We start from the raw sequence: 22,181 nt of genomic DNA, 5'->3' as shown, positions 1-22,181 counted from the left end.
GGTCTTCTTGCTTTTTCAAGGTCCAATTCCTTCCTTCTCAATCTTCTGAGTCTTAAGATCAGGACGTCTTAACGTAAAGTCACTCCTCACATTCAAGTCCGCTCTCGAAAACAGCGTGTTCCATTCCTTTGCAAGCGGCTTGAACTTACGGAAGTGATAGCGGTAGTAATGCTCACCAAACCCAAACACATCAACTCCAAACTTCTTTTGGACATAAGTGAACGTCTCCTGCATCTGTTCATTCACATATTCGGAAGTCAACTGTTCAACCGTATTAAAACCTTGTATTTTGGTCAGCTTGATATTGCGGTCGATACTCGTAATTTTTCCATCTCCTTCAACATGAAGCTTGAATATTGGCTTGTCTCCATCCATGCTGACATGCATGTGGCTGTGCATATGGTAGAATTGTACGCCAATGGCACCAGGACTTGTTGGTTTACCACCTGGACCAGGCAAGGCAAATAAAGTATTACTGACATAATCACTGGCTAGCATAACCATACGGGTCTGTTCATTAGAGAGATAACCAATCAACTTGTCCCCTCTAAACACTGCTGCTCCAGCCGTTTTGACAACTGCAGCAGGATAGATGGTTTTGATCGCATCTAGACTTTCGCTTTTTTCTACATCGCCGGATATTGTAATCGCCCCTAGCATTAACACACGGCCTTCGGTCAGAAGTGCCTGTGCAATATCAAAGAGATGGCTGCGGGGGATACCGCCAAATACTTTACGATAGGTCTCAACTTGTGTTTGAATTTTAAAACTTGCATATTGCCCCCTAGCATACACCGTCTTCAAGAAATCCGAAGCAGGATAGCCTTTGGCCACTAGTACAAGAACATCCTCCCGCACATATCGGTTACGCTGAAGCACGTCCATGAATTGATTAATTCCCTCTCTTGCAAGCTTCTCGTCGATGATAATGACCCGAATATGGGCAAGCAGCGGCATACGTTCCAGACTTTCATTTAATCTGGAGGTTGCTTCTGCTATAGAATTACCTTCCTTGGTATATAGGGCAGTAGGTGTACCTCCCTTCCCCCCTTTGTTTGGATCGGTCTCCAAGGCATTAACGGTTTCGAAGGTCACACGGTATTTCATATTTTGCCCTGGTTCCAAAGCCATCCCTGTTATTAGAGAAGCACGGTTAAGCTCAACCTGATCCCAACACCCTGTGCCCATAAACATTAAAGAAAGGCATAACATGAGAATGTACAGGCTGCGCAGCGAGTTCATGTGACCCTCCGTTTATCCCATTTGGAAAACAAGGACAAATAAGGGACACCAAAGGATTCAATTCTTGTTAACTGTACCATTAGCAAGCAGCAACCTAATACAAGCCCATACAGCCCAATCAAGGAACTAAGAATAATCATTCCGAATCGGAAAAACCTCACTTTCGCACCAAAAGTGTAGATCGGCGCAACAAAGCCTGAGATAGCCGTCAGCGAAACGACGATTACGTTAATGTTGGAGACAATACCTGCTTGGACGGCAGCTTCCCCAAGCACCAAGGCTCCTACAATAGAGATTGTCTGACCAACAATCCGAGGCATCCTCGTACCTGCTTCACGCAATATTTCAAAGGTAATTTCCATCAGAAGAATCTCTATACCTGCGGGAAAAGGTATTCCTTCTCGCTGTGCCGCTATACTGGTAAGCAGAATACTTGGAATCAACTCCTGATGATAACTAGTCACAGCGATATAGAGCCCGGGTACGATTAAAGACAATATAAAAGCAAAGTAGCGCAGATAACGGGCAAATGAGCCAATAACAAACCATTGATATTCGTCTTCCGGAGATTTGAAGAAATCTGTAAAGATCGATGGAACAATTAACACAAATGGACTTCCATCTACAATGACAGCTATTCTTTTGTTAATCATGTAGCTGCAGACGGCATCAGGACGTTCACTATTACAGATAGTGGGAAACAATTGCATGCTTTTCCCTTTTGAATGAAGTAAATCTTCAATACGTCCGGAATCAAACAAACTGTCTATATACGCGCTGTTCAGCCGCTCACGCACCTGCTCCAAGATCTGTTCTTCGACCTCGCCATCCAGATAAGCGATATAGACTGCTGTATGCGTCATATAGCCGAGTTCAAATTTTTCAAATCGCAGCTTTACATTGTTGAATCGTCTTCTAATCAAGCTCATATTCGTATCCGCCGATTCCGTAAACCCCTCTTTGGGGCCTCGGACTACATTTTGCGATGTAGGCTCTTCGACGGAACGGGAACTTAGTGACCTAACATCTACAGCGAGAACAAGGGGCAATCCATCTATAAAAATAGCCGCATACCCGAGAACCAGTTTACAAAAAACATCATCCATATTGTTCAAGGTTTCATGCTTAAGTCCGGAATAATGGCATTCCTCGAGTTCTCGGAAAGTCTCCTCTTTGCTAAGCTGCTCCTTGTCCTCAGACAAGGAAAGCTCCTTCACGATCTTATTCGTAATGAAATCCGTACTCGTCATCGTCGTCAAATAGCATAACAATCCCTCGTATTGCCCAACATGGACAGACACTACAGCAAGGTCTATCGTTTGACCAAATACATCCTTTAAGCTTTGTTTCACCTTCTCTAAGCTGCTAAGCTCCTCTCCTGCACTTGTGAGATTGTCCGTATTCATGTAGTCGCTCCTTTCCGGTAACGGATTCGAATCAGCAGCAGCGTCAAGAGTGGCACTAACAGCTGGAGTGGAATATGCAGCGTATAAATGACATACTTCAACCCTTCTGTAACATGCTCCGCACTGTTACGCGTAACGAGAATGGAGAATGCTCCTGCCACAACGGCAAGTGGAAAAGCGAAATCCTTCGCCTCTCTATTGAAGACACGCGCTACCCCTTCCGTGCAGGCAAGGAGAAAGACCGTACATTTCAACAGCGTGCCAAAAATAATAATCAAAGCGATTATGGCATCCATCCGGGTAATGATGTTTGCAATATTAATTAATCTCGCTGCATCGAGCAACGCAAACACGGAGTATTTTTTATCCTCAAGTCCCAAGGTCCAAATCTGGATAAGATCAGTTAGGGATAGGATGATACATGTGCTAAGGAAGGCATAGAGGGTGATTTTCCGGAACCCTTTTGCCCCGCCCAGCTGCGGTTGAAAAACAAGAAAGACTATAATCTCTCCGTAGGGGAACCAGATCGAAAAGCTGAATGCCGATTTAACAACCGGCCACATTCCTTTTGATAAAAACGGCAGCATTTGTTCCAGAATGATAGAGCTGCTGAACATAAGCAAGACAGCAAGTGTAAGCAGCATAAACAGAATGAGCCATAAGATTAAGGAAGCAAAGCGGGCAATCGCATGGAGCCCCCCTAGCACGGTATAAGCAATTAACAAAACGAATATGGTGGTTAGGAGGGGAACCGGCGTCATTCGAAGCAGCGTACTCATAATCAGCTCGATCATATCCCTAATATTACGAGCTGCAATATATAAGAAATAAGTCGAATAAATCAGTACGAAACCCTTCCCTATCACCTTGCCCCAAGCTTTCTCCAGCATGGGATAAAGTCCCATGTCTTCTTGTGACGCTAACATGGCGCTATAAATAACAATTAACAAACAAGCTGGAAAAAAAGCGACAATGCCAACGAGCCACGAATCCGGGACAAGACTTGGCGTCCCGAATATAATCGAAGTGCTCAGCAAAAAAACAAGCTGCAACGTAAAGGTATCGACCGTGTTAACTTTGCTTAACATCACGCTTCTCCCCACCTTGATTCTTTGATTTGCTTCCAAATTTCTTTTTTAAGCGGTCGGTCATTTTGAAGTTGACCCATGCTGCAATTACAAATGCGCCTATAATCATATAGATCGTTGACGTATCTGGATATACCGGAAGCAATTGCACGAGTACAGTAAAAAAAGGCTGTTGAAAGACCAGTACATCCAGCATGGCCATCAGCAATATGCCAAGCACCATCATAACCAATATCCCGAGGATGATCATATGACACCCTCCCTATCGTTTAAGTTACTGTCATTTTGCTCCAATATGGATGGAAATATGTACAAAAAAAAGCACCGCGATCGTAACCGAAGTTACAATCGCGGTGCCTTTAGACAGCATTATTTGTAGTGCAGCTCTTGATGTCTCGAAATGACGATATCCATAATTTTCCGATAAATATCCAGGGCATAATCAGGCTTTAATCCATACTGTTCAGAGATCTCTGCTATCTTCCTGAATTGCAAAGTTTCACGATTAGGATCCTGCGCAGTAAGCTGATGCTCCGCTTTGTACTCGCCGACCGCTTCCGTATAGATAAACCTCTGAGCTAATAAAGCAACAATCTGTTGATCCGTCTTATCAATGGCCGATCGCAGTTCATCTAATGCTGTCATCTGAACCCTCCGTAGTCTGATATCGCGTAGACGCTTTATAGCAGTAAAGCAAACATTATATATAGAAGATAACATAAGATTAGATCGTCTGTAAACGAAAAAAACCATCTATTCCTGAACATTTCAGAAATAAATGGTTATTTCGTTCGGATTAATGATTAATGACCCATCATAATCGGTGCTTCTACAATTTTGCCCTCGTCTTCCGGCGATCTGACCGGTTTCCGCAGCAATAATCCAAGAATAGCACCTATAATGGCAACACCAGCAATGACCAGGAAGGTCTCTCCATACGAATCGTAAAAAGCAGTTGGCGTTGGCGCTTGACCCGGCTCCGCATGATCCTTAATCTTAGTCGTCAAATACGTGCTGAGACCTGCGATTGCAAAGGAGGTCATAACCTGCTGGGTAGCAGAGGTCAGTGACGTCACTCGCCCAACAAGACTTGGCGGCGATGCCTTAATCAAATACGTATTCATCGGCATCATTGAGAGTCCCATTCCTACACCAAACAATCCAGATGTGATAAGAATCAACGACATGCCATCATCAGCGGAAATATTCGATAAGAAGTACGCTGAAATCCCAACAATGCTAAGACCTGTAACAAGCAGCGGTCTTGCACCAATCCGGTCAAATAACTGCCCTCCAATTGGCATGAAGATCGCCGAAGCGATTGCCTGTGGAAGCATAATAAGTCCGGACTCCATTGCTGTATGACCTTGCACTTGGATGAGCAGCATCGGAATTAAGAAGAAGGTTCCCATTAGTGCAATCTGTGTGACCCACTGAACAATAATACCTTTACTGAAATCTCTGGAGCGGAATACGCGAAGCTCTAATAACGGATGCTTGCTTCGAAGCTCTACGATAATAAAAATGAGAAGTGCGACAACCCCAACAATTAATCCCGTCAATGTCTGAACGGATGTCCAGCTCGTTCCTCCTTCACTTACCCCGTAAGATAAAGCGGCAAAGGCAAGAGGGCCAAAAATAATACCGGGAATATCTAGCGAGCCAACGGTTTGACGTTCAAAGTTAGGTAACGTGCGCAGACCAGCCAAGATGCCGATAATACCAAATGGAATATTGATCAGGAAGATCCATTGCCAAGTAGCATAATCAATCAATGCACCTGCAACAACTGGGCCTAATGCCGGAGCAATCAGAACCGGGATCCCCAGCATCCCCATAACTGATCCAACCTTCTCAGGCGGACTCAGTCTGTAAATAATCGCGAAGGCAATCGGCATAACCATTCCCCCGCCAAGCCCTTGAATGACGCGGAATAAAATGAGCATTTCGATGTTACCAGCAAAAGCACATAGCAGCGAGCCTGCTGTAAACATTCCGACCGACACCAGGAAAATTCGTTTTGCCCCGAATCGGTCTGATAACCAGCCGGCCAGCGGGATGACAGCAGCTTGAGCTAAAGCGTACCCCGTAGTTGTCCATTGGACAACGGACAAATCCTTCCCGAACTCCTTCATGAAGCCGCTTAAGGCTACATTCATGGCGGTCCCATCCAGAATAACCATAAATAATCCGACGATGACAGCGATAAGCGGCGCGATAATCGACCTTATGGTGAACGTACTCGCATCCGGTACAACGTGTTGAGCAGTTTGTGACATGTATATCCTCCATTCCTGATTCATGTACTTCGGATTATAGCGATAAAATGACCGACGGTCAACTTATTTTTGTACCGACGGTCATTTTTATTTTTGTGTTAAAATATAAAGATTTTAACCCCTTTCATTCATAAATTCTAAACCTAAAATGAGTATATTCAATAAAATATTATACTTACGGTCATTAAATGTTTGGACCCAAATCCATAATGGATATGCTATACTGTAGGCAATAACGGAGGATGATGGCTGTGAACCGAGAAGAGAAAAAACTCGAGACAAAAAATCGCATACTTGAAGCGGCGATGTGCCTATTTGCCGAACATGGCTATGAGGCCACCACAGTCGCTCAAATCACAGAAGCTGCCGGCGTTGCCAAAGGCACTTTCTTTAACTATTTCAAAACCAAAGAAGAAGTCCGTGGCAAGCTGGACAAATTAGTCGCTATTGATGAATTAATTAACCTGAAGGATAAACCTGGCCCATACGCTCCCCGCTTTCTTGCTTTAGTCAAGACTTTAGGTGACTCAATGGCTGTGAATCACAGCAAGCTTCTCCTGTCGATCCAAGGAATGCTGGCCAACAATCAGAACATAGAAGAAAGCAAGGAAGGGTTCTGCTTTGTTATCGATAGTCTGGTTCCCATCTTTGAGAAAGGCCAGCAGACGGGTGAATTCACGACAACCATTCCTGCTCTGACGATGGCTCATATTACGATGCAGATCTATATGGGCGTCATGCTTACTTGGGTTATGGGGATGTCGGAGGAAAGCTTTGGTGACCAATTACTGATCTCCTTCCAAGTGTTCTTCGAAGGGATTCTGAAGAAATAAAACTACTGTAGACAAACAAAAAAACCGTGCCAATGGCGCGGTTTTTTTTATCGCGGTACTCGAGGTGTAATGCTTTTCAGAAATGCCAGACCTATCATTGCTCCCAGCGTGTTTAAGATAATATCGTCTATATCGAAGCTCCCTACTCTTGTAATTAATTGAATCGATTCAACAAGAAACAGAATAAGGACGATTACGAATAGAAAAACACCTGGCCTAAGCAGCTTGCGATTGAGCGCAGGAATGAAGACACCTAGCGGGATGAACATGACGATATTTCCGAATAAATTTTTCACCCAAGTATCGGTGTTATAATATTCCCTGTGGTATACCAGCGATTTGATCGTATGGAATGGGATGATGTTGTAATTATAAGTCGGCCATAAGTTATTACCTCGGATAAACAGCAGCTTGATCATGATGAGGCAGTAAATGGTGAAGAGTGCCAGAATAATGAAATAGACAGGCTTTGGCAAATGCCTAGCATTTGCGTTCATAGAGTAACCTCCTCCTACAATCATCGCATAAAAATAGCCCCTCTCCGCCTGAACTGCGGCAAAGGGGCTTATCGTTATTTCGCCAAGTTATAATCATCTTCAATCTTACCGCGCAATATGACCGTTCCATGCTTGGCATTTGTTAAGGCCGGCTTATCCGAGTGCTTCACTTTTCGAACGATTTTTACCGGTGTTTTCTTCGATTTACTTCCGAATAGTCGATCGAATAAGGTCATCTGGAATCGCCTCCTCTATGTATAGTTTACGACAAATCTTACAAGCTTGTCCATATGTCCCAGCATCGTGAAGGGGCTTACGATATGCTCCCATTCCTGCATATGCTTCTCAAGATCGATCGAATTCTCAATGGCGATCAGGCAGCCAAGCCCAAGCTTCCCACTATTACGAATAAACAGAAGAGTGTCGGAATCGGTATGATCAAAATGGCTTTTCACCTGCTCCCAAGTTGGATAAGTAAGCTCGGTTTCGAGAAATTTGTCAATCGCCTTATAGTCCATCCGATCTTGATCCGGCGTACAGGTTCGTCCCCACCGCCAGCTTGTCAGCTTATGTCTGCCCCGATTGTTAATGACGAGCACCGCTCGCACACCTGACCGTTGAACCTGAAAGAGATGACAGACATCCTCAATCAGGGCATCAAACAAGAGGTTGATTTTCTCAGCTTTCAGTTGATTAGTCGCTTCTCGGCTGTTCACGGTTTCCTTCACATCAGCGATCAGCCTCTCGTAATTATTACGTGATCGATATGGTGGCACTGCAGTCTCTCCAGATTTACGCCTGGAAGTAAGAAATCCAGCAATTACTGCAATTGGTGAAGCGTATACAATAAATAATAGAATAAATTTCAGACGGCCCTCAAGGGTGCTGTCTGCCTTCCATTCGGCTAGATGTTTAAGCGGGATTGACAACATGTCATTAAGAGCAAAGAGCTCCTCGAGAATGGCGGGAAGCATTATACTAACGATAACCCAGAAGATGATCTGTCCCGGGACTGTGCGGAAGACGGCTTGTACGAATTTTTTCAAGGTTTCCCCTCCCATCCTCATTCAGTATACTAGATGGAAAGATTTTCTACCAACAACAAAAAGCCCCTTTTAATAGGGGCTAAAGATGCATTATTGTTGTTTGCCGAGTAATCGAACCGTACCATGTGAGGCAGGTGGAATCGGTTTATTTGTCTTAATTTCTGCTTCGACCAGTTCCCGGCCGCATATTGTACGGATCGTTTTCTGCGATGCAATGCGAAGCTGGAGCTTAGCCGATTTTTTACTGCTACCGAACATCTAGGATCCCTCCATTACCCATCATGGTCACATGCTTACAAATATATAACGAAGGAATCCAAATTATGAAACAGTTGCTTATATATTTCCTCATAAAAAAAGAGCAGCGATATCATCATCACTGCCCCTAGCACTTCTATTTATTTGCGAAAAGATAAGCCTTTGACTGCTAATGCTTGGCGAAGCAGGACAATGGCTGTTGGCCCTACGCCATGCAGCTCCAGCACTTCTTTTTCGGTCAGCTCAGCAAACTGTTCAAGCTTAACATAGCCCGCTCCATTAAATGCCCGTATAGCAGGTTTGCTCAATTTGCTTGGAAGGTCACTTGTTTGTTCCATGGTTATTCGCTCCATTCAACAGGTTATAACGCTGCTTCAGCGCTGCTTTCTTGCTTCACCGGTTTCTTCTTAGGGCCTGAGAAGTTAAGAAGCAGGAAGCCTGCTACGAAGATTAGTGTACCTACAATGATATAGCTTGTAATCGGATCACGGAAGAAAATATACGCCCAAAGGATGGAGAATAATACCGAGCTGTTGCCCACAATGGCCACGACCGCAAACGGCACTCGCTTCATCGCTTCAGCGAACCAGAAGAAGCTAAGTCCTGTAATAATCCCTAAGAGAATTAGCGCTCCCCATGCCCCAAATGTAATTGGGCCTGTAAATCCATGAGTCTGGAATGGCACAGGGATGGATACCATCAAGGTTGCCAATAAGAAGACCGAGAAGTTCATGTTCCCATTGTCCATCGTCTTCACCAGCATCCGTTGACTTAAGACATGAATAGCCGCCCCAATACCTGCCAAGGTGAAGAGTAATGTTGTTAATCCACTGCTGCCCAGCAGCTCATTCAGAGGAACACCGTTCCACCCAACAACAATAACGCCGATGACGCATAAAGCAGCCGACAGCCATCCAGCCTTTGTCACTTTTTCTTTGAAGATAACGCTTCCCGAAATCAAGAGCACGACTGTCTGCACCGGTTGCACAAGAATATTGCCATAGGAATAGCCGATCATGAGGGCGATATTCTCAAACACATAGTTCGCTGATTTGCCAGCCGCTCCGAACCATAGCCATTTCATACGGGCACGGAATTGAATCCGGCCATCCTTCATAAGCAGATAGATAGCTAGCACCACAACACCAAAGAAAAACCGGCATAACGTGATGATCGAACTGTCTACCATCGTTGATGCTGTCTTAACTAAGACCCCAACAAAGCTCCAAGCTAATGTTGCCAGGAATAAATACACATAACTCACAAGCAGCTGCACCTTCTTATGTCCATAAGTTTGTTCAATTATGTAAGCTAATAAAGTATACTCCTCCACTGGGAATTGCGTCTATACAAAAAAACTGGCTGCACCGATCAAATACGGTACAGCCAGATTCTCTTTATTTCAACTGGTATGCTTTAATAAAAGCCTTTGTGAATGATCTTAGTTCCTTATCTGATGCATCGCTGCTGTTTACCATGTAATTATAGCGGTCACTCCCCACTTGTCCCTGTGAGGACCAAAAGATGGACTCCTGTCTCGGATTCGTCATAGAGTTCCTGTACATCTCATGCCCTGCGATAGTAATAACATTGGAGGATGACGGGTTATCGACGGATACCGATCGTAAGTCCTCTCTGTCAAGCCATACTTGATACGTAGCTGCCTTCTTATTTGAATACTCATATATAACTCCAGAAATATGGATTGGTGTTTCAATCTTTTGATAAGCGTAAGGATATCCGGTTGCTTCATCCTTACCGTAGATCCATTTCTCTTTCTTTGGCAAATATGAATCGTGAAGGGTTTGTAATTTTATATTTGTTAAAACAGTTTTCCCGATGGTTTGAATCGGCGGCGCGATGATATTTACTTCTTCCATAAAAGCAGATGAGATCTCTCTCACTGAGTTGTAGATAAATGGCTTTGACGTCAATGAAGTATAAATGGGCAGTCCTGTGCGCTCAACTGTCCCTGCATCTTCCCCGAATGCAATGACTGCAGATTCGCCTGGTTTGAGTAATTTTATAATTCGCTCCGAAAGCTTCATTTGAGTTACAGATTCCTCATCTACTGGACTCTGCAAGTTCGATTCTACCGTCAGCGTAACGTTACCTTGCTTATCTTTAAGAGTGACCCACCCTGATGAGACTGCTGCATACATGAATCCACTTAATACAACGAAGCTTATTGCGATAATAGAAACTAATAAGGTTACTCGATTAGGCTTATACTTTCGATGCGTGGACAGCGCAGCCGGCTCAGATACATGATGAGCAGTAATTTTCTGCATGATTCGCTCAGAGAAATCAATCTCCACAGGGTGACGGACAGCGGCGTGAATTTGTTCAATAGAATCAGCTCTCCGTACAAATCGTTTGTTTTTCATCTAGCAGCTCCTTCTTATTCCAATCTGAGGATCGTACGATTTTTTTACGCAGGCGCTCGAATTGTTTGCGCAATGTCGCCTCTTTATCCCCTGTAATCTCCGAGATTTCCGCAAAGCTTCGTTCCTCAATGACTTTCAAAATTACGAATTGACGATCATGGACCGACAGGCTATCGAGTATTTCCTCTGCAAGATTAGCCGCATGGCTGGCAGGCTCATGAACCTGCAGGCGCACAATAATGTTATACAGCTGCAGCCGCTTCTTACGTTGCTTAATTAGATTCAGGCAATGATTATGAGCGATCCGATATAGCCAGGCAGAAAACGATATGGTTGGTTTATAAGTGGCTATAGAGGTGTAGGCTTTCAGAAAAACCTCTTGTACCGCATCCTCTGCTTCTGACGGATTCCCCAGCATATGGAAGCAATACAGATGTATTCTCCTCTGAAAATGCAGCACAATCGGCCGATATTGCTCCGAATCTCCATTCTGCACTTCCTCAACCCATTCTTCGATTCTCTCGGCAAACTCCTGTTGGATAGATTCCATAAACTCTCCTTTCTTCTCTCTTTAATTACCTGTATAACAACAACAAAGTCCATTATGTGACATCCCCTTCAAATATAACTCATAAATTTTACCATATTTAGAGATTCCGATAAGTGCAAAATTCAAAGGGCCCTTATCGCAATGCGATAAGGGCCCTTTGATCGATCATTTCATTACTTATTTTCCAAGCTGCTCACGCCAGAAATACTTCGGCTGCCAGCCCAGCAGTTTCTTTGCTTTATCACTATTCAGAAGTGATTCGTACCCTTCCAGTGGTGCGCGGAAATCGGTCACTTCCGGGTAACGAGCTGCCATCAGCTCACGGCTCGTCATATCCATACTCGATTCATCGTTAGCAAGGTTGATAGCTACTGAGCCAAGCCCTTCAGCTTTGATGGCAAGTTCACACGCTTCAGCAACATCACGGGTATCGATATAGCTCCACAAGATGCGCTCCCGCTCCTCTGGTTTATGAATAAACGAAGGGAAGCGCTCATACCATTCCGGTGGAATGACATTGCCGAGCCTCAGCGATACGACCTGCATGCCAGTACGGCGGTGGAACATGTCAGCCGTTGCTTCATTAACGATTTTGGATAAGCCGTAGCTATCCTGTGGCAGCTGTGGATGAGCTTCATCCATCGGTACATATTGCGGGCCAAACGGATGCTCTGCGAAGCAGATCCCGTAGGAAGATTCGCTGGAAGCGATAACGACCTTTTGAATACCCAGACCAGCCGCTGCCTCAAGCACATTATAAGTCGCCATGACATTGTTGCGGAAAGTAACCTCTGGCGGTACCATTCCTGCTCTTGGAATCGCAGCCATATGGACCACTGCATCAGCCCCTGCAAGTGCACCATAGGTCTGACCCAAGTCCTCGAGATTAACGATGAGCGTATTGCAGATCGCTTCTTCCGGATGTCGGGTATCTACGTTTAATACTTCATATCCCTGTTCGACAAAATGCTTGACGATCCAGCGCCCAAGCATCCCGCTGCCACCGGTTACTACAACTTTAGCCATTCCTTCTAGCTCCTTCAGATCAATTCCTGATTTATTTCAGAATTGTTTCGATTTGGTTAAGTACGTCTTCACTAAGCGTAATGCCGGATGCTTTCGCATTCTCGGTCACTTGCTCCGGACGACTTGCGCCAACTAGTGCGCTCGCTACGTTCGGCTGGCGGAGAATCCACGCAAGTGCCAAGTTGCCCACACTGATCTCAAGCTCAGCTGCAATCGCTTCAAGCTGGCGTACTTTGTTAATTTTCTCCTCAGTGATGCCTTTGCCCATCCAATCAATCTTGGAAGCACGGCTGTCAGCCGGGAATTCTGTTGTTGAAGTATATTTACCCGTCAAGAGACCTTGTGCAAGTGGCGAGAACACAACTTGACCGATACCGGAACGCTCGCTGAGCGGAATGATCTCCTTCTCAATATAACGCTCAAACATATTATAGATCGGTTGGTTAACAACAATACGGTCAAGCAGATATCGATCTGCTACACCAAGTGCTTCCGCGATTTGCGAAGCCTGCCATTCACTTACACCCAAATACAGCACTTTGCCTGAACGAACGAGATCGTCCATAGCACGCAATGTTTCATGCAGCGGTGTCTCTGGGTCATGACGATGACAGTAGAAAATATCGATATAATCATGACCAAGACGCTTGAGGCTTGCATTCGCCTGCTCGATCACATGCTTACGGGACAAGCCGCGGTCATTGGGACCTTCACCCATCGGCCAGAATACTTTAGTTGCAAGCACATACGATTCACGAGGATAAGCTTTGAGCGCTTCTCCGACTAATACCTCTGCCCCGCCCCGCTCGTACACATTTGCTGTATCGAAAAAGTTAATTCCAAGATCATAAGCTGTGCGAATCGCGTTAACCGCATTCTCACGTTCCACATAACCACCATATGTAAGCCAGCTGCCTAAGCTGATTTCACTCACTTTCAGACCTGTACCGCCAAGTTTCCGATATTTCATTGTATTGTTCCTCCATTCAACTGTAAGTTATGAAGCCAACCTCATTCTAAAGGACTTCTAGAAGGATGAAAAGAACTGAAATGTTTTTCATTAGATGTGTTTGAGGTTACCTACTATACTTGGATATACCTATTTATTAATCTAGCAGCAACAAAAAAACGGCCGCCAAATTGGCGACCGTCATCTCTTATTACCTATTCAAATTCAACGTTATGATAAACCTGTTGAACGTCTTCCAAATCTTCAAGAGCATCAATCAGCTTCTCGAAGGAAGCTACTGCGTCTTCCGGAAGTGTTACGAAGTTTTGTGCTAGCATTGTTACTTCGGCAACAACAAATTCCGTAATACCAGCGGTCTTGAATGCTTCTTGTACGGCGTTAAATTGATCAGGTGCTGCGTAGACCATGATAGTCTCGTCTTCTTCTACGATATCGCGAACATCAACATCAGCTTCCAGCATCAATTCCAGTACATCATCCAAAGACTTGCCTTCCACACCGATAACAGCCGTTTGATCGAACATATAAGCTACCGATCCGCTAACACCCATGTTACCGCCAGCTTTGTTGAAAGCGGAACGTACTTCAGGAGCTGTACGGTTTACGTTGTTTGTCAGAGCGTCGACAATAATCATCGAACCAGCTGGACCAAAACCTTCATAACGAAGCTCGAAATATTGCTCATCCGAGCCGCCTTTTGCTTTCTCAATGGCGCGGTCAATAATCGCTTTCGGAACGTTATACGTCTTCGCGCGTTCAAGGACGAACTTCAGAGCGCCATTGGACTCCGGATTTGGCTCGCCTTTCTTCGCTGCTACATAAATTTCAAGACCAAATTTCGCATAAATACGGCTAGTATTCGCATCTTTCGAAGCTTTTTTCTCTTTGATATTATTCCACTTACGACCCATGCTGCACCACTTTCTTCAATTTTCTATAAGCTTATTATAACGGCTTTTGGTTGTATTGGACAACTCCTAATCCAATTGTGGTGTTTGATCAGCTATCCCTTATTTCCTTACCTGGAGCTTTTGCAGCCGCAAGGCGTTCAAGACGACGGAAACCGAGCTGAGTGCCATCGCTGCCCCCGCTACCCATGGAGCAAGCAGTCCAATTGCTGCAATTGGGATACCAAGCGTGTTATAACCCAGCGCCCAGAAAAGATTTTGCTTAATATTCCGCATCGTCATTCGGCTTATATAGATCGCATCTGGAATACTCTCCAGATCTCCTCGCATTAATGTCACATCTGCTGCTTCCATCGCCACATCCGTACCTGTCCCTATCGCGATGCCGATATGAGCGGTTGCGAGTGCCGGCGCATCATTAATGCCGTCTCCAACCATGGCTACAATATGTCCTTGCTGCTGCAGCCTTTTCACTTCTGCTGCCTTGCCTTCCGGCAATACTTCTGCCAGCACTTGATCAATTCCTGCCTGCTTCGCGATAGCTTGAGCAGTCCGCTTATTGTCACCAGTTACCATAATGACCTGAAGCCCAAGCTCCTTCAATCGTTTTACCGCAGATACAGAGCTGTCTTTGATTGTGTCGGCAGCCGCGAGAATTCCTGCATATTGGCCATTGATAGCAACAAGCATCGCTGTTTTTCCTACTTCTTCGAGATCAGCCATATTGGAGTAAGCTTGATCGGCGAGAATATTGCTCTCTTCCAGCAGTCGGCGGGTACCAATTAACAAGGATTTTCCTTCCACGACAGCTCGAATGCCATAGCCCGGCAGCGCTTCGAACGAATCCACTGACGTAAGCGTGATACCCCTCTCCCGTATCCCATCTGTAATGGCTACCGCTAATGGATGCTCCGACATCTGCTCGGCACTGCCGACAAGATGAAGGAACTGCTCTTCTTCCCAGCCTTCTACAACAATATCGGTCAGGGAAGGTTTACCGTTCGTCACCGTACCTGTCTTATCCAAGAGGATCACATTCACCTTATGCGTTTGCTCGAGATGTTCTCCGCCTTTGAACAATATACCTAACTCAGCTGCACGGCCTGATCCAGCCATAATCGAGGTAGGAGTTGCCAAACCAAGCGCACATGGGCAGGCAATCACCAAGATAGCTATAGCTGTCTCAAGTGCGGACGTCACATCACCAGGCTCGATGAAGATCAGCCAAACCAGGAAAGCGACAACCGCTATACCTGTCACAATAGGGACAAAGATTCCTGAGATCACATCTGCGACCCGTTGAATTTGAGCTTTGGAGCCTTGCGCTTCCTCCACGACCCGAATGATCTGAGCAAGAGCCGTCTCTGCCCCAACCTTTGTCGCTTGGACCTTCAATACACCATTACCGTTAATCGTCGCTCCGATCACCGGTTCACCAGCCTTCTTCTCAACCGGCAGGCTTTCTCCCGTCAGCATCGCTTCGTCTACTGCAGAGTTTCCTTCTACCACGATCCCATCAACCGGAATCTTCTCACCGGGACGAACAATAACGATATCGCCTTTTAATACTTGCTCTACGGGTACGCTGATCTCCTGATCTTCTCTAATAACGGTTGCTGTCTTTGCACGAAGCCCCATAAGTGACTTGATCGCTTCGGAAGTACGTCCTTTCGCTAGTGTCTCGAATAGCTTCCCAAGCAGTACAAGCGTTATCAGGATGGCGCTGGTCTCGAAATACAGCTCTGGCGCATGATGCATGGACGCACCGTCTGCTGCCCATTTGATTGTTGCATACACACTGTAGAAGTAGGCGGCCGACGTGCCTAACGCAATTAGGACATCCATGTTAGCTCCACCGTTCCGCAGTGCCTTATAGGCGCTGACATAGAACGAACCGCCAATGTACAGTTGTACCGGGGTTGCAAGGATTAGCTGAAACCAAGGATTCATGAACAGCTCCGGAACATACATCCATGAGGTAAAGGAGAAGTGCCCCACCATACTCCAGATTAGAGGCAGAGACAACAACGCAGAAAAGATTAACTTGCGAATTTGAGCGGTACGATCTGGCTGTCGCTCGTCTGCATTTCGTTCAATCCGTTCAACAGCAGCGTAACCAAGCTGTTCGACTTTCCGCTCTATATCTTCAATCGTAACTTCACCTGGTGCGTATTCGACTCTAGCGGTTTCCATCGCGAAGTTGACCGTAGCAGAGGTAATGCCGGGTAATCTATTGAGCCCTTTCTCAATACGGTTCGCACAGGCAGCACAGGTCATACCGGTTATATCTAAAGTAGTTTGATCACTCGATTGTACGGGAGGCATACTCTCACATCCATTTCTAAATGTATCATCTGATTGGCTTCAGTATACCCCCCACCCGTATATATGTCAATCATTAAAAATACCTGTAGGGGGTATACCAGAGTGCTCCCGCTTCCATAAAAAAACCTGCCTGACAACAGCTGTCAGGCAGGATCAGTTATAGCTATTATGCGCAAATGGCTTAAAATACTTTCGTCGTCCACGTTTCGCAGTTCCATGTGTCAGTAACCACTTGGTTATAGAACTCCGGTTCGTGGGAAATCAGCAGTATGCTTCCTTTGTAAGCTTTCAGCGCACGCGCCAGCTCTTCCTTCGCATCAACGTCCAAATGATTTGTAGGCTCGTCAAGTACAAGAAGGTTTGTCTCACGGTTGATCAGTTTGCAGAGGCGTACTTTCGCCTTCTCGCCGCCGCTCAGTACCGTGATTTTGCTCTCGATATGCTTCGTTGTCAGACCGCATTTCGCAAGTGCAGCACGGACTTCGAATTGGGAATAAGACGGGAATTCGTTCCAGATCTCGTCGATACATGTATTGTTATTCGACTCTTTTATCTCTTGTTGGAAATACCCGATGCTTAGAATATCGCCCCGTTGGACGGAGCCTTCAATTGCCGGAATCTCACCAAGGATGCTGCGAAGAAGCGTTGTTTTACCGATACCGTTAGCACCAACAAGAGCAATCTTCTGACCGCGCTCCATGCGCAGATCAAGCGGTCTCGACAGTGGCGAATCATAACCGATGACAAGATCCTTCGTCTCAAAGATCAGCTTGCTGGATGCTCTTGCATCCATGAAGTTGAACTGCGGCTTCGGCTTCTCCTTGGCCAGCTCAATAACTTCCATCTTATCAAGCTTCTTCTGTCTCGACATCGCCATGTTACGTGTCGCGACACTTGCTTTGTTACGTTGTACGAAATCCTTCAGCTCGGAAATTTCCTGCTGCTGGCGTTTGAACGCGGATTCCAGCTGCTGCTTCTTCATTTCGTGAACTTCAAGGAAATGATCGTAGTCGCCTACATAACGAGTCAGCTCTTGATTTTCCATATGGTAGATCAAGTTGATAACACTGTTCAGGAACGGAATATCATGGGAGATTAGAATGAAGGCATTCTCGTACTCCTGAAGATATCGCTTCAGCCATTCAATATGCTGCTCATCGAGGTAGTTGGTAGGCTCGTCAAGGAGCAGAATGTCTGGCTTCTCGAGAAGAAGCTTCGCAAGCAATACCTTCGTACGCTGACCACCGCTCAGATCATGAACATCCTTGTCCAGACCAACATCAGTCAGACCAAGGCCTCGTGCCGTTTCGTCGATTTTCGCATCGATCAAATAGAAATCCTGGTTCGTCAGCGTATCTTGAATCGTACCAACATCCTCAAGCAGCTTCTCCAGCTCTTCAGGCGATACGTCGCCCATACGGCCATACATATCGTTCATCTCTTGTTCCATGTCAAACAAATATTGGAAAGCGCCCTTAAGAACATCGCGCATTGTCAGCCCTTTGCTGAGTACCGCATGCTGGTCGAGGTATCCAACGCGCATCCGTTTGGACCACTCCACCTTGCCGTCATCTGGCTGGAGCTTGCCTGTAATAATGTTCATGAAGGTTGATTTGCCTTCGCCGTTCGCGCCGATCAGGCCGATATGCTCCCCTTTGAGCAGTCGGAATGATACATCGTTAAAAATCGCGCGGTCGCCAAAGCCATGGCTTAATCGTTCTACGTTTAATATACTCATGAATGCACCTTTTCTTTTTAAACTTTTTTCTCGTTATATTATAAGCGGTATGGTGCCCATAACTCAATGAAGGATGTCAAGAAAAGACGAAAAAAGACGACCTTTTGAAGGTCGCCTCGTTATATGACGAAAAGATCGACAAATTGCTGCACTGCAATACCCTCTAACCCCTGCTGATCTTGGCAAAGACTTGCGATCTGATCCACCTGTTTCGCTGGAAACCGCGTCCTCAAATTGGCATCAAATTTCTCCACCAAGAGCGGAATCCCTTCTTCTCTTCGCCTTCGGTGGCCGATCGGGTATTCTACTGCGATTTGGTCTGTCGATGAGCCATCGGTGAAAAAAACTTGAATCGCATTAGCAATGGATCGTTTATCTGCTGCAAGGTATTCCGCCGTATACCTTGGCTCCTCTTTCGTGTGCATTTTACCGCGCAGATCATCAATCCGAGGGTCCTTGGCAGCCGAGTCCTCATAATGATCTGCTGTCAGTCTGCCATGCAATAGGCCGACAGCAACCATATATTGCAGACAGTGATCACGGTCAGCCGGATTATGAAGTGGCCCGCGCTTATCGATAATACGCAGAGCAGATTCATGTGTAGTCAGGTCGATCCAGGCAATCTCACTCAAGCGGTCCTTCACAAGCGGATGCAGATGGATCGCTGCTTCAACGGCCGTCTGTCCATGAAATTCAGCTGGATAGGATATTTTGAACAAAATATTTTCCATCACATAGGATTCGAACGAGCGTGACTTGAGCAGTGGTTTCCCCTTAAATAAGACATCCTGGAAGCCCCATGTTGGAGCCGACAATACAGAAGGATAACCCATCTCTCCCCGCAAAGCCATAAAGGCAAGCCACACCGCACGGCTGGTCGCATCGCCCGCCGCCCATGATTTTCTTGTTCCTGTATTGGGAGCATGGCGATAAGTACGTAAAGCATGACCGTCCAGCCAAGCATGAGATACGGCATTGATGATCTCTTCTTTACTGCCGCCAAGAAGATGCGTAACTACGGCTGTTGAAGCAATCTTAACGAGCAGAACATGATCTAGCCCCACCCGATTAAAGCTGTTTTCAAGCGCCAAAATACCCTGAATTTCATGGGCCTTGATCATGGCCGTTAGTACATCTCGCATCGTTAACGGAGGAGCACCTTCCGATATGTTCTTACGGCTTACGTAATCAGCAGCAGCGAGGATCCCTCCGAGGTTATCAGACGGATGTCCCCACTCCGCAGCAAGCCAGGTATCATTATAATCAAGCCAGCGGATCAGACTGCCGATCTGGAAAGCAGCCGTTACTGGATCCGTCTGAATGGATGTACCCGGCACTCTCGAACCATTTGGCACTACGGTGCCGGGTATTAGAGGGCTAAGCAGCTTGGTGCATTCCGGATAACGAAGTGCCAGCAGTCCGCAGCCTAATGTATCCATTAGGCATAATCTCGCGGTGTTATAAGCTTCGGTGCTTGTGATTTCTTTATCCAATACATACTCTGCGATCTCGACCAATAATGGATCGGGATCAGGACGATTATTGTCGATCGCTCCAGACATACTTGCTTCATTCCCCCTTCACGGGTTATTGCCTTTCTAACGTTGCCCGATCGGCAGCCACTCTTGTGGATCAGGACCAATATAATCGGCACTTGGCCGGATAATCCGATTGCCTGCCCGCTGCTCCAAAATATGAGCAGACCATCCTGTAATTCGGGACAGGACAAAAACGGGAGTAAATAACGAAGTAGGAATTCCTAGATGATGGTAAGCCGATGCACTGTAGAAATCGAGATTCGGAAACAGCTTCTTTTCTCGGCGCATCACCTGTTCTATTCGTTCTGAAATATCGTACAGCTTCCGGTCTCCTGCTTGCTCCGACAACGTGAGCGACCAGGTCTTAATCACATCAGACCGCGGATCAGAGATGCTGTATACACGGTGGCCGAAGCCCATGATGAGCTGTTTCTTCTGTAGAGCCTCTAATAATCCTTGCTCAGCATCATCCGGATCTGAATAACGCTCAATCAACTCCATTGCCGCTTCATTGGCACCGCCATGCAGGGGGCCCCTCAGCGTGCCAACGCCGGTTGTAATGGCTGAATAATAATCGGACAACGTCGAGGCTGTTACCCGCGCAGCAAAAGTAGAAGCATTAAATTCATGCTCCGCATACAAAATGAGCGAGACATCCAGCGCCTTCACATGCTGCTCCTCTTCAGGCTCCCGATTATGCAGCAGCTGAAGGAAATGGGCAGCAATACCACCGTTGCCAAGCTCAGTATCTATTCGTTTGCCACTTAGCTGATAGTGGTACCAATACAACAGGATCGATGAGGTGCCGCCAATCAATCGGTTAGTGATGTCGAGGGCAGAGCGTCCCTCCTCTTCTGGTTCAAAGGATGCCAGTGCGGAATAAGCCGTCCTTAGAACATCCATCGGATGTGTATGACCCGGCAATAACTCGAGTATGGCATATATAGCTGGAGGGAGAAGCCGATGGGAGGCCAACTCCTTCGTATAAGCATTCAGCTCTTCTGCAGAAGGTAATCTTCCGTATAAGAGCAAATAGGCGGTTTCCTCAAAGGTGGCATTTTGCGCTAAATCGTATATGGAGTAACCGCGGTAGGATAATCCTTTCCCTTCCTTGCCGACGGTTGAGATACCAGTCTGTCCGGCGATCACTTCCGCAAGTCCTCCTTGCTTTGCTGCCGACATTTACCCCTCCCCCTTCTCCTCCTTCTTCACCGATCCAAACAGCTCATCAAGCTTGTTCTCATAGTCATAATAACGGAGAAAATCATACAGCTCTGCCCGAGTCTGCATCAGATTCACAACCTGCTGCTGGGTTCCTTCCTCACGGATAGTACGGTAGACTCGCAGCGCCGCCGCATTCATCGCCCGAAACGCTGATAATGGATAAAGCGCAAGCCCCACACCAGCTTCACGTAATTGTTCAATTGTAAAAAGCGGCGTTTGACCAAACTCCGTGATGTTCGCGAGAATAGGAACCTGTGCGGCTTCAGCAAACTGCTTATATTGCACCAAACTGCCGACAGCCTCAGGAAAAATCATATCAGCTCCAGCTTCCACATACTTTCGCACGCGCTCTACTGCTGCCTCCATTCCCTCTGCGGCTAGCGCATCCGTACGAGCCATAATAACAAAGCCGCTGTCTGTCTTCGCATCAACTGCAGCTTTAATCCGATCAACCATCTCGCTGGTACTCACCATTGCTTTATTGGGCCTATGTCCACATCGCTTCTCTGACACCTGATCCTCGATATGGACGGCCGCCACACCTGCTCTTTGCATTTCTTTAATCGTACGAGAGATCTGGAAAGCTCCGCCGAAGCCCGTATCAATATCTACAAGCAATGGCAGCTCTGTAACACTTGTAATACGGCGGATGTCTTCAAGTACATCCTGTAAGGTGGTGATGCCAAGATCAGGCAGGCCAAATGAAGCGTTCGCTACTCCCGCGCCAGATAAATACAGCGCACGAAAGCCGACCTGCTCCGCCATCATTGCCGCATAAGCATTAATCGCTCCTGCAACCTGCAGCGGCTGCTCGGCCGCTACTGCTTCCCGAAGTTTGAGTCCGGGACTACTCGCCATAACAATCA

The 22,181-nt window shown here is 46.3% G+C and carries 23 protein-coding genes; 1 reads left to right on the top strand and 22 read right to left on the bottom strand.

Annotation, left to right across the window (positions count from 1 at the left end; all coding sequences use genetic code 11):
* Nucleotides 1-15 precede the first annotated feature (15 nt).
* The 6 genes from AC0YNT_RS07455 to AC0YNT_RS07430 form a co-directional block, all read right to left on the bottom strand.
* Nucleotides 16-1,242 carry a Ger(x)C family spore germination protein gene (locus AC0YNT_RS07455; protein WP_475803985.1) on the bottom strand — a complete coding sequence of 409 codons (1,227 nt, stop codon included), beginning with the start codon at nucleotides 1,240-1,242 and terminating at the stop codon, nucleotides 16-18.
* Complete coding sequence (locus AC0YNT_RS07450; RefSeq protein ID WP_475803984.1) at nucleotides 1,239-2,648, bottom strand: spore germination protein; 1,410 nt, start codon at nucleotides 2,646-2,648, stop codon at nucleotides 1,239-1,241. The genes AC0YNT_RS07455 and AC0YNT_RS07450 overlap by 4 nt, the downstream gene beginning before the upstream one ends.
* The gene (locus AC0YNT_RS07445; RefSeq protein ID WP_475804090.1) at nucleotides 2,645-3,736 is read right to left on the bottom strand and encodes a GerAB/ArcD/ProY family transporter; all 1,092 of its coding nucleotides are present in this window, start codon (nucleotides 3,734-3,736) and stop codon (nucleotides 2,645-2,647) included. The genes AC0YNT_RS07450 and AC0YNT_RS07445 overlap by 4 nt, the downstream gene beginning before the upstream one ends.
* Nucleotides 3,720-3,986, bottom strand: a complete 267-nt coding sequence (locus AC0YNT_RS07440; RefSeq protein ID WP_475803983.1) for a hypothetical protein — start codon at nucleotides 3,984-3,986, stop codon at nucleotides 3,720-3,722. The genes AC0YNT_RS07445 and AC0YNT_RS07440 overlap by 17 nt, the downstream gene beginning before the upstream one ends.
* A gap of 119 nt (nucleotides 3,987-4,105) precedes the next feature.
* Complete coding sequence (locus AC0YNT_RS07435) at nucleotides 4,106-4,381, bottom strand: chorismate mutase (RefSeq protein ID WP_167274285.1); 276 nt, start codon at nucleotides 4,379-4,381, stop codon at nucleotides 4,106-4,108.
* 158 nt (nucleotides 4,382-4,539) lie between these two features.
* The gene (locus AC0YNT_RS07430) at nucleotides 4,540-6,015 is read right to left on the bottom strand and encodes a DHA2 family efflux MFS transporter permease subunit (protein WP_475803982.1); all 1,476 of its coding nucleotides are present in this window, start codon (nucleotides 6,013-6,015) and stop codon (nucleotides 4,540-4,542) included.
* A 251-nt stretch (nucleotides 6,016-6,266) separates the two neighbouring features.
* Between AC0YNT_RS07430 and AC0YNT_RS07425 the strand changes: the two genes are divergently transcribed.
* A complete protein-coding gene (locus tag AC0YNT_RS07425) occupies nucleotides 6,267-6,848 on the top strand; it encodes a TetR/AcrR family transcriptional regulator (protein WP_475803981.1) in 582 nt (193 codons plus the stop codon).
* A gap of 47 nt (nucleotides 6,849-6,895) precedes the next feature.
* Here the strand turns inward: AC0YNT_RS07425 and AC0YNT_RS07420 are convergent, their stop codons facing one another.
* The 16 genes from AC0YNT_RS07420 to prpB form a co-directional block, all read right to left on the bottom strand.
* The gene (locus AC0YNT_RS07420; RefSeq protein WP_475803980.1) at nucleotides 6,896-7,345 is read right to left on the bottom strand and encodes a VanZ family protein; all 450 of its coding nucleotides are present in this window, start codon (nucleotides 7,343-7,345) and stop codon (nucleotides 6,896-6,898) included.
* A gap of 74 nt (nucleotides 7,346-7,419) precedes the next feature.
* The gene (locus AC0YNT_RS07415) at nucleotides 7,420-7,581 is read right to left on the bottom strand and encodes a hypothetical protein (protein ID WP_167274271.1); all 162 of its coding nucleotides are present in this window, start codon (nucleotides 7,579-7,581) and stop codon (nucleotides 7,420-7,422) included.
* Between the two features lie 15 nt (nucleotides 7,582-7,596).
* Nucleotides 7,597-8,391: a hypothetical protein gene (locus AC0YNT_RS07410; protein WP_475803979.1), complete on the bottom strand. Its 795-nt coding sequence runs from the start codon at nucleotides 8,389-8,391 to the stop codon at nucleotides 7,597-7,599.
* A gap of 90 nt (nucleotides 8,392-8,481) precedes the next feature.
* A complete protein-coding gene (locus AC0YNT_RS07405) occupies nucleotides 8,482-8,649 on the bottom strand; it encodes a hypothetical protein (protein WP_167274264.1) in 168 nt (55 codons plus the stop codon).
* A gap of 140 nt (nucleotides 8,650-8,789) precedes the next feature.
* Nucleotides 8,790-8,987 (bottom strand): helix-hairpin-helix domain-containing protein, encoded by a 198-nt coding sequence (locus AC0YNT_RS07400; RefSeq protein WP_475803978.1) that lies wholly within the window; start codon nucleotides 8,985-8,987, stop codon nucleotides 8,790-8,792.
* A 23-nt stretch (nucleotides 8,988-9,010) separates the two neighbouring features.
* On the bottom strand, nucleotides 9,011-9,913 hold the full coding sequence (locus AC0YNT_RS07395; RefSeq protein WP_475803977.1) for a DMT family transporter: 903 nt from the start codon (nucleotides 9,911-9,913) through the stop codon (nucleotides 9,011-9,013).
* A 133-nt stretch (nucleotides 9,914-10,046) separates the two neighbouring features.
* A complete protein-coding gene (locus AC0YNT_RS07390; protein ID WP_475803976.1) occupies nucleotides 10,047-11,036 on the bottom strand; it encodes a hypothetical protein in 990 nt (329 codons plus the stop codon).
* Nucleotides 11,005-11,586, bottom strand: coding sequence for an RNA polymerase sigma factor (locus AC0YNT_RS07385; protein ID WP_475803975.1), 582 nt, complete (start codon nucleotides 11,584-11,586; stop codon nucleotides 11,005-11,007). Before AC0YNT_RS07385 ends, AC0YNT_RS07390 begins: the two co-directional genes overlap by 32 nt.
* A gap of 177 nt (nucleotides 11,587-11,763) precedes the next feature.
* Nucleotides 11,764-12,612 (bottom strand): NAD-dependent epimerase/dehydratase family protein, encoded by an 849-nt coding sequence (locus AC0YNT_RS07380; protein WP_167274246.1) that lies wholly within the window; start codon nucleotides 12,610-12,612, stop codon nucleotides 11,764-11,766.
* Between the two features lie 31 nt (nucleotides 12,613-12,643).
* Nucleotides 12,644-13,582, bottom strand: coding sequence for an aldo/keto reductase family protein (locus tag AC0YNT_RS07375; RefSeq protein ID WP_475803974.1), 939 nt, complete (start codon nucleotides 13,580-13,582; stop codon nucleotides 12,644-12,646).
* A 194-nt stretch (nucleotides 13,583-13,776) separates the two neighbouring features.
* Complete coding sequence (locus AC0YNT_RS07370) at nucleotides 13,777-14,493, bottom strand: YebC/PmpR family DNA-binding transcriptional regulator (protein WP_475803973.1); 717 nt, start codon at nucleotides 14,491-14,493, stop codon at nucleotides 13,777-13,779.
* A gap of 99 nt (nucleotides 14,494-14,592) precedes the next feature.
* Nucleotides 14,593-16,815: a heavy metal translocating P-type ATPase gene (locus AC0YNT_RS07365; protein ID WP_475803972.1), complete on the bottom strand. Its 2,223-nt coding sequence runs from the start codon at nucleotides 16,813-16,815 to the stop codon at nucleotides 14,593-14,595.
* 181 nt (nucleotides 16,816-16,996) lie between these two features.
* The gene (locus tag AC0YNT_RS07360) at nucleotides 16,997-18,553 is read right to left on the bottom strand and encodes an ABC-F family ATP-binding cassette domain-containing protein (protein ID WP_475803971.1); all 1,557 of its coding nucleotides are present in this window, start codon (nucleotides 18,551-18,553) and stop codon (nucleotides 16,997-16,999) included.
* Between the two features lie 119 nt (nucleotides 18,554-18,672).
* Entirely contained in the window at nucleotides 18,673-20,115 is a 1,443-nt protein-coding gene (locus tag AC0YNT_RS07355; RefSeq protein ID WP_475803970.1) for a bifunctional 2-methylcitrate dehydratase/aconitate hydratase, read from the bottom strand.
* A gap of 36 nt (nucleotides 20,116-20,151) precedes the next feature.
* Entirely contained in the window at nucleotides 20,152-21,273 is a 1,122-nt protein-coding gene (locus tag AC0YNT_RS07350) for a citrate synthase/methylcitrate synthase (RefSeq protein ID WP_475803969.1), read from the bottom strand.
* Nucleotides 21,274-22,173 carry a methylisocitrate lyase gene (gene prpB / locus AC0YNT_RS07345; protein WP_475803968.1) on the bottom strand — a complete coding sequence of 300 codons (900 nt, stop codon included), beginning with the start codon at nucleotides 22,171-22,173 and terminating at the stop codon, nucleotides 21,274-21,276.
* Nucleotides 22,174-22,181: the final 8 nt, after the last annotated feature.

The organism is Paenibacillus sp. J22R56 (genome assembly GCF_056269375.1).
The sequence above is the reverse complement of the archived record's forward strand: the minus strand, read 5'-3'. Positions and strand labels throughout refer to the sequence as shown.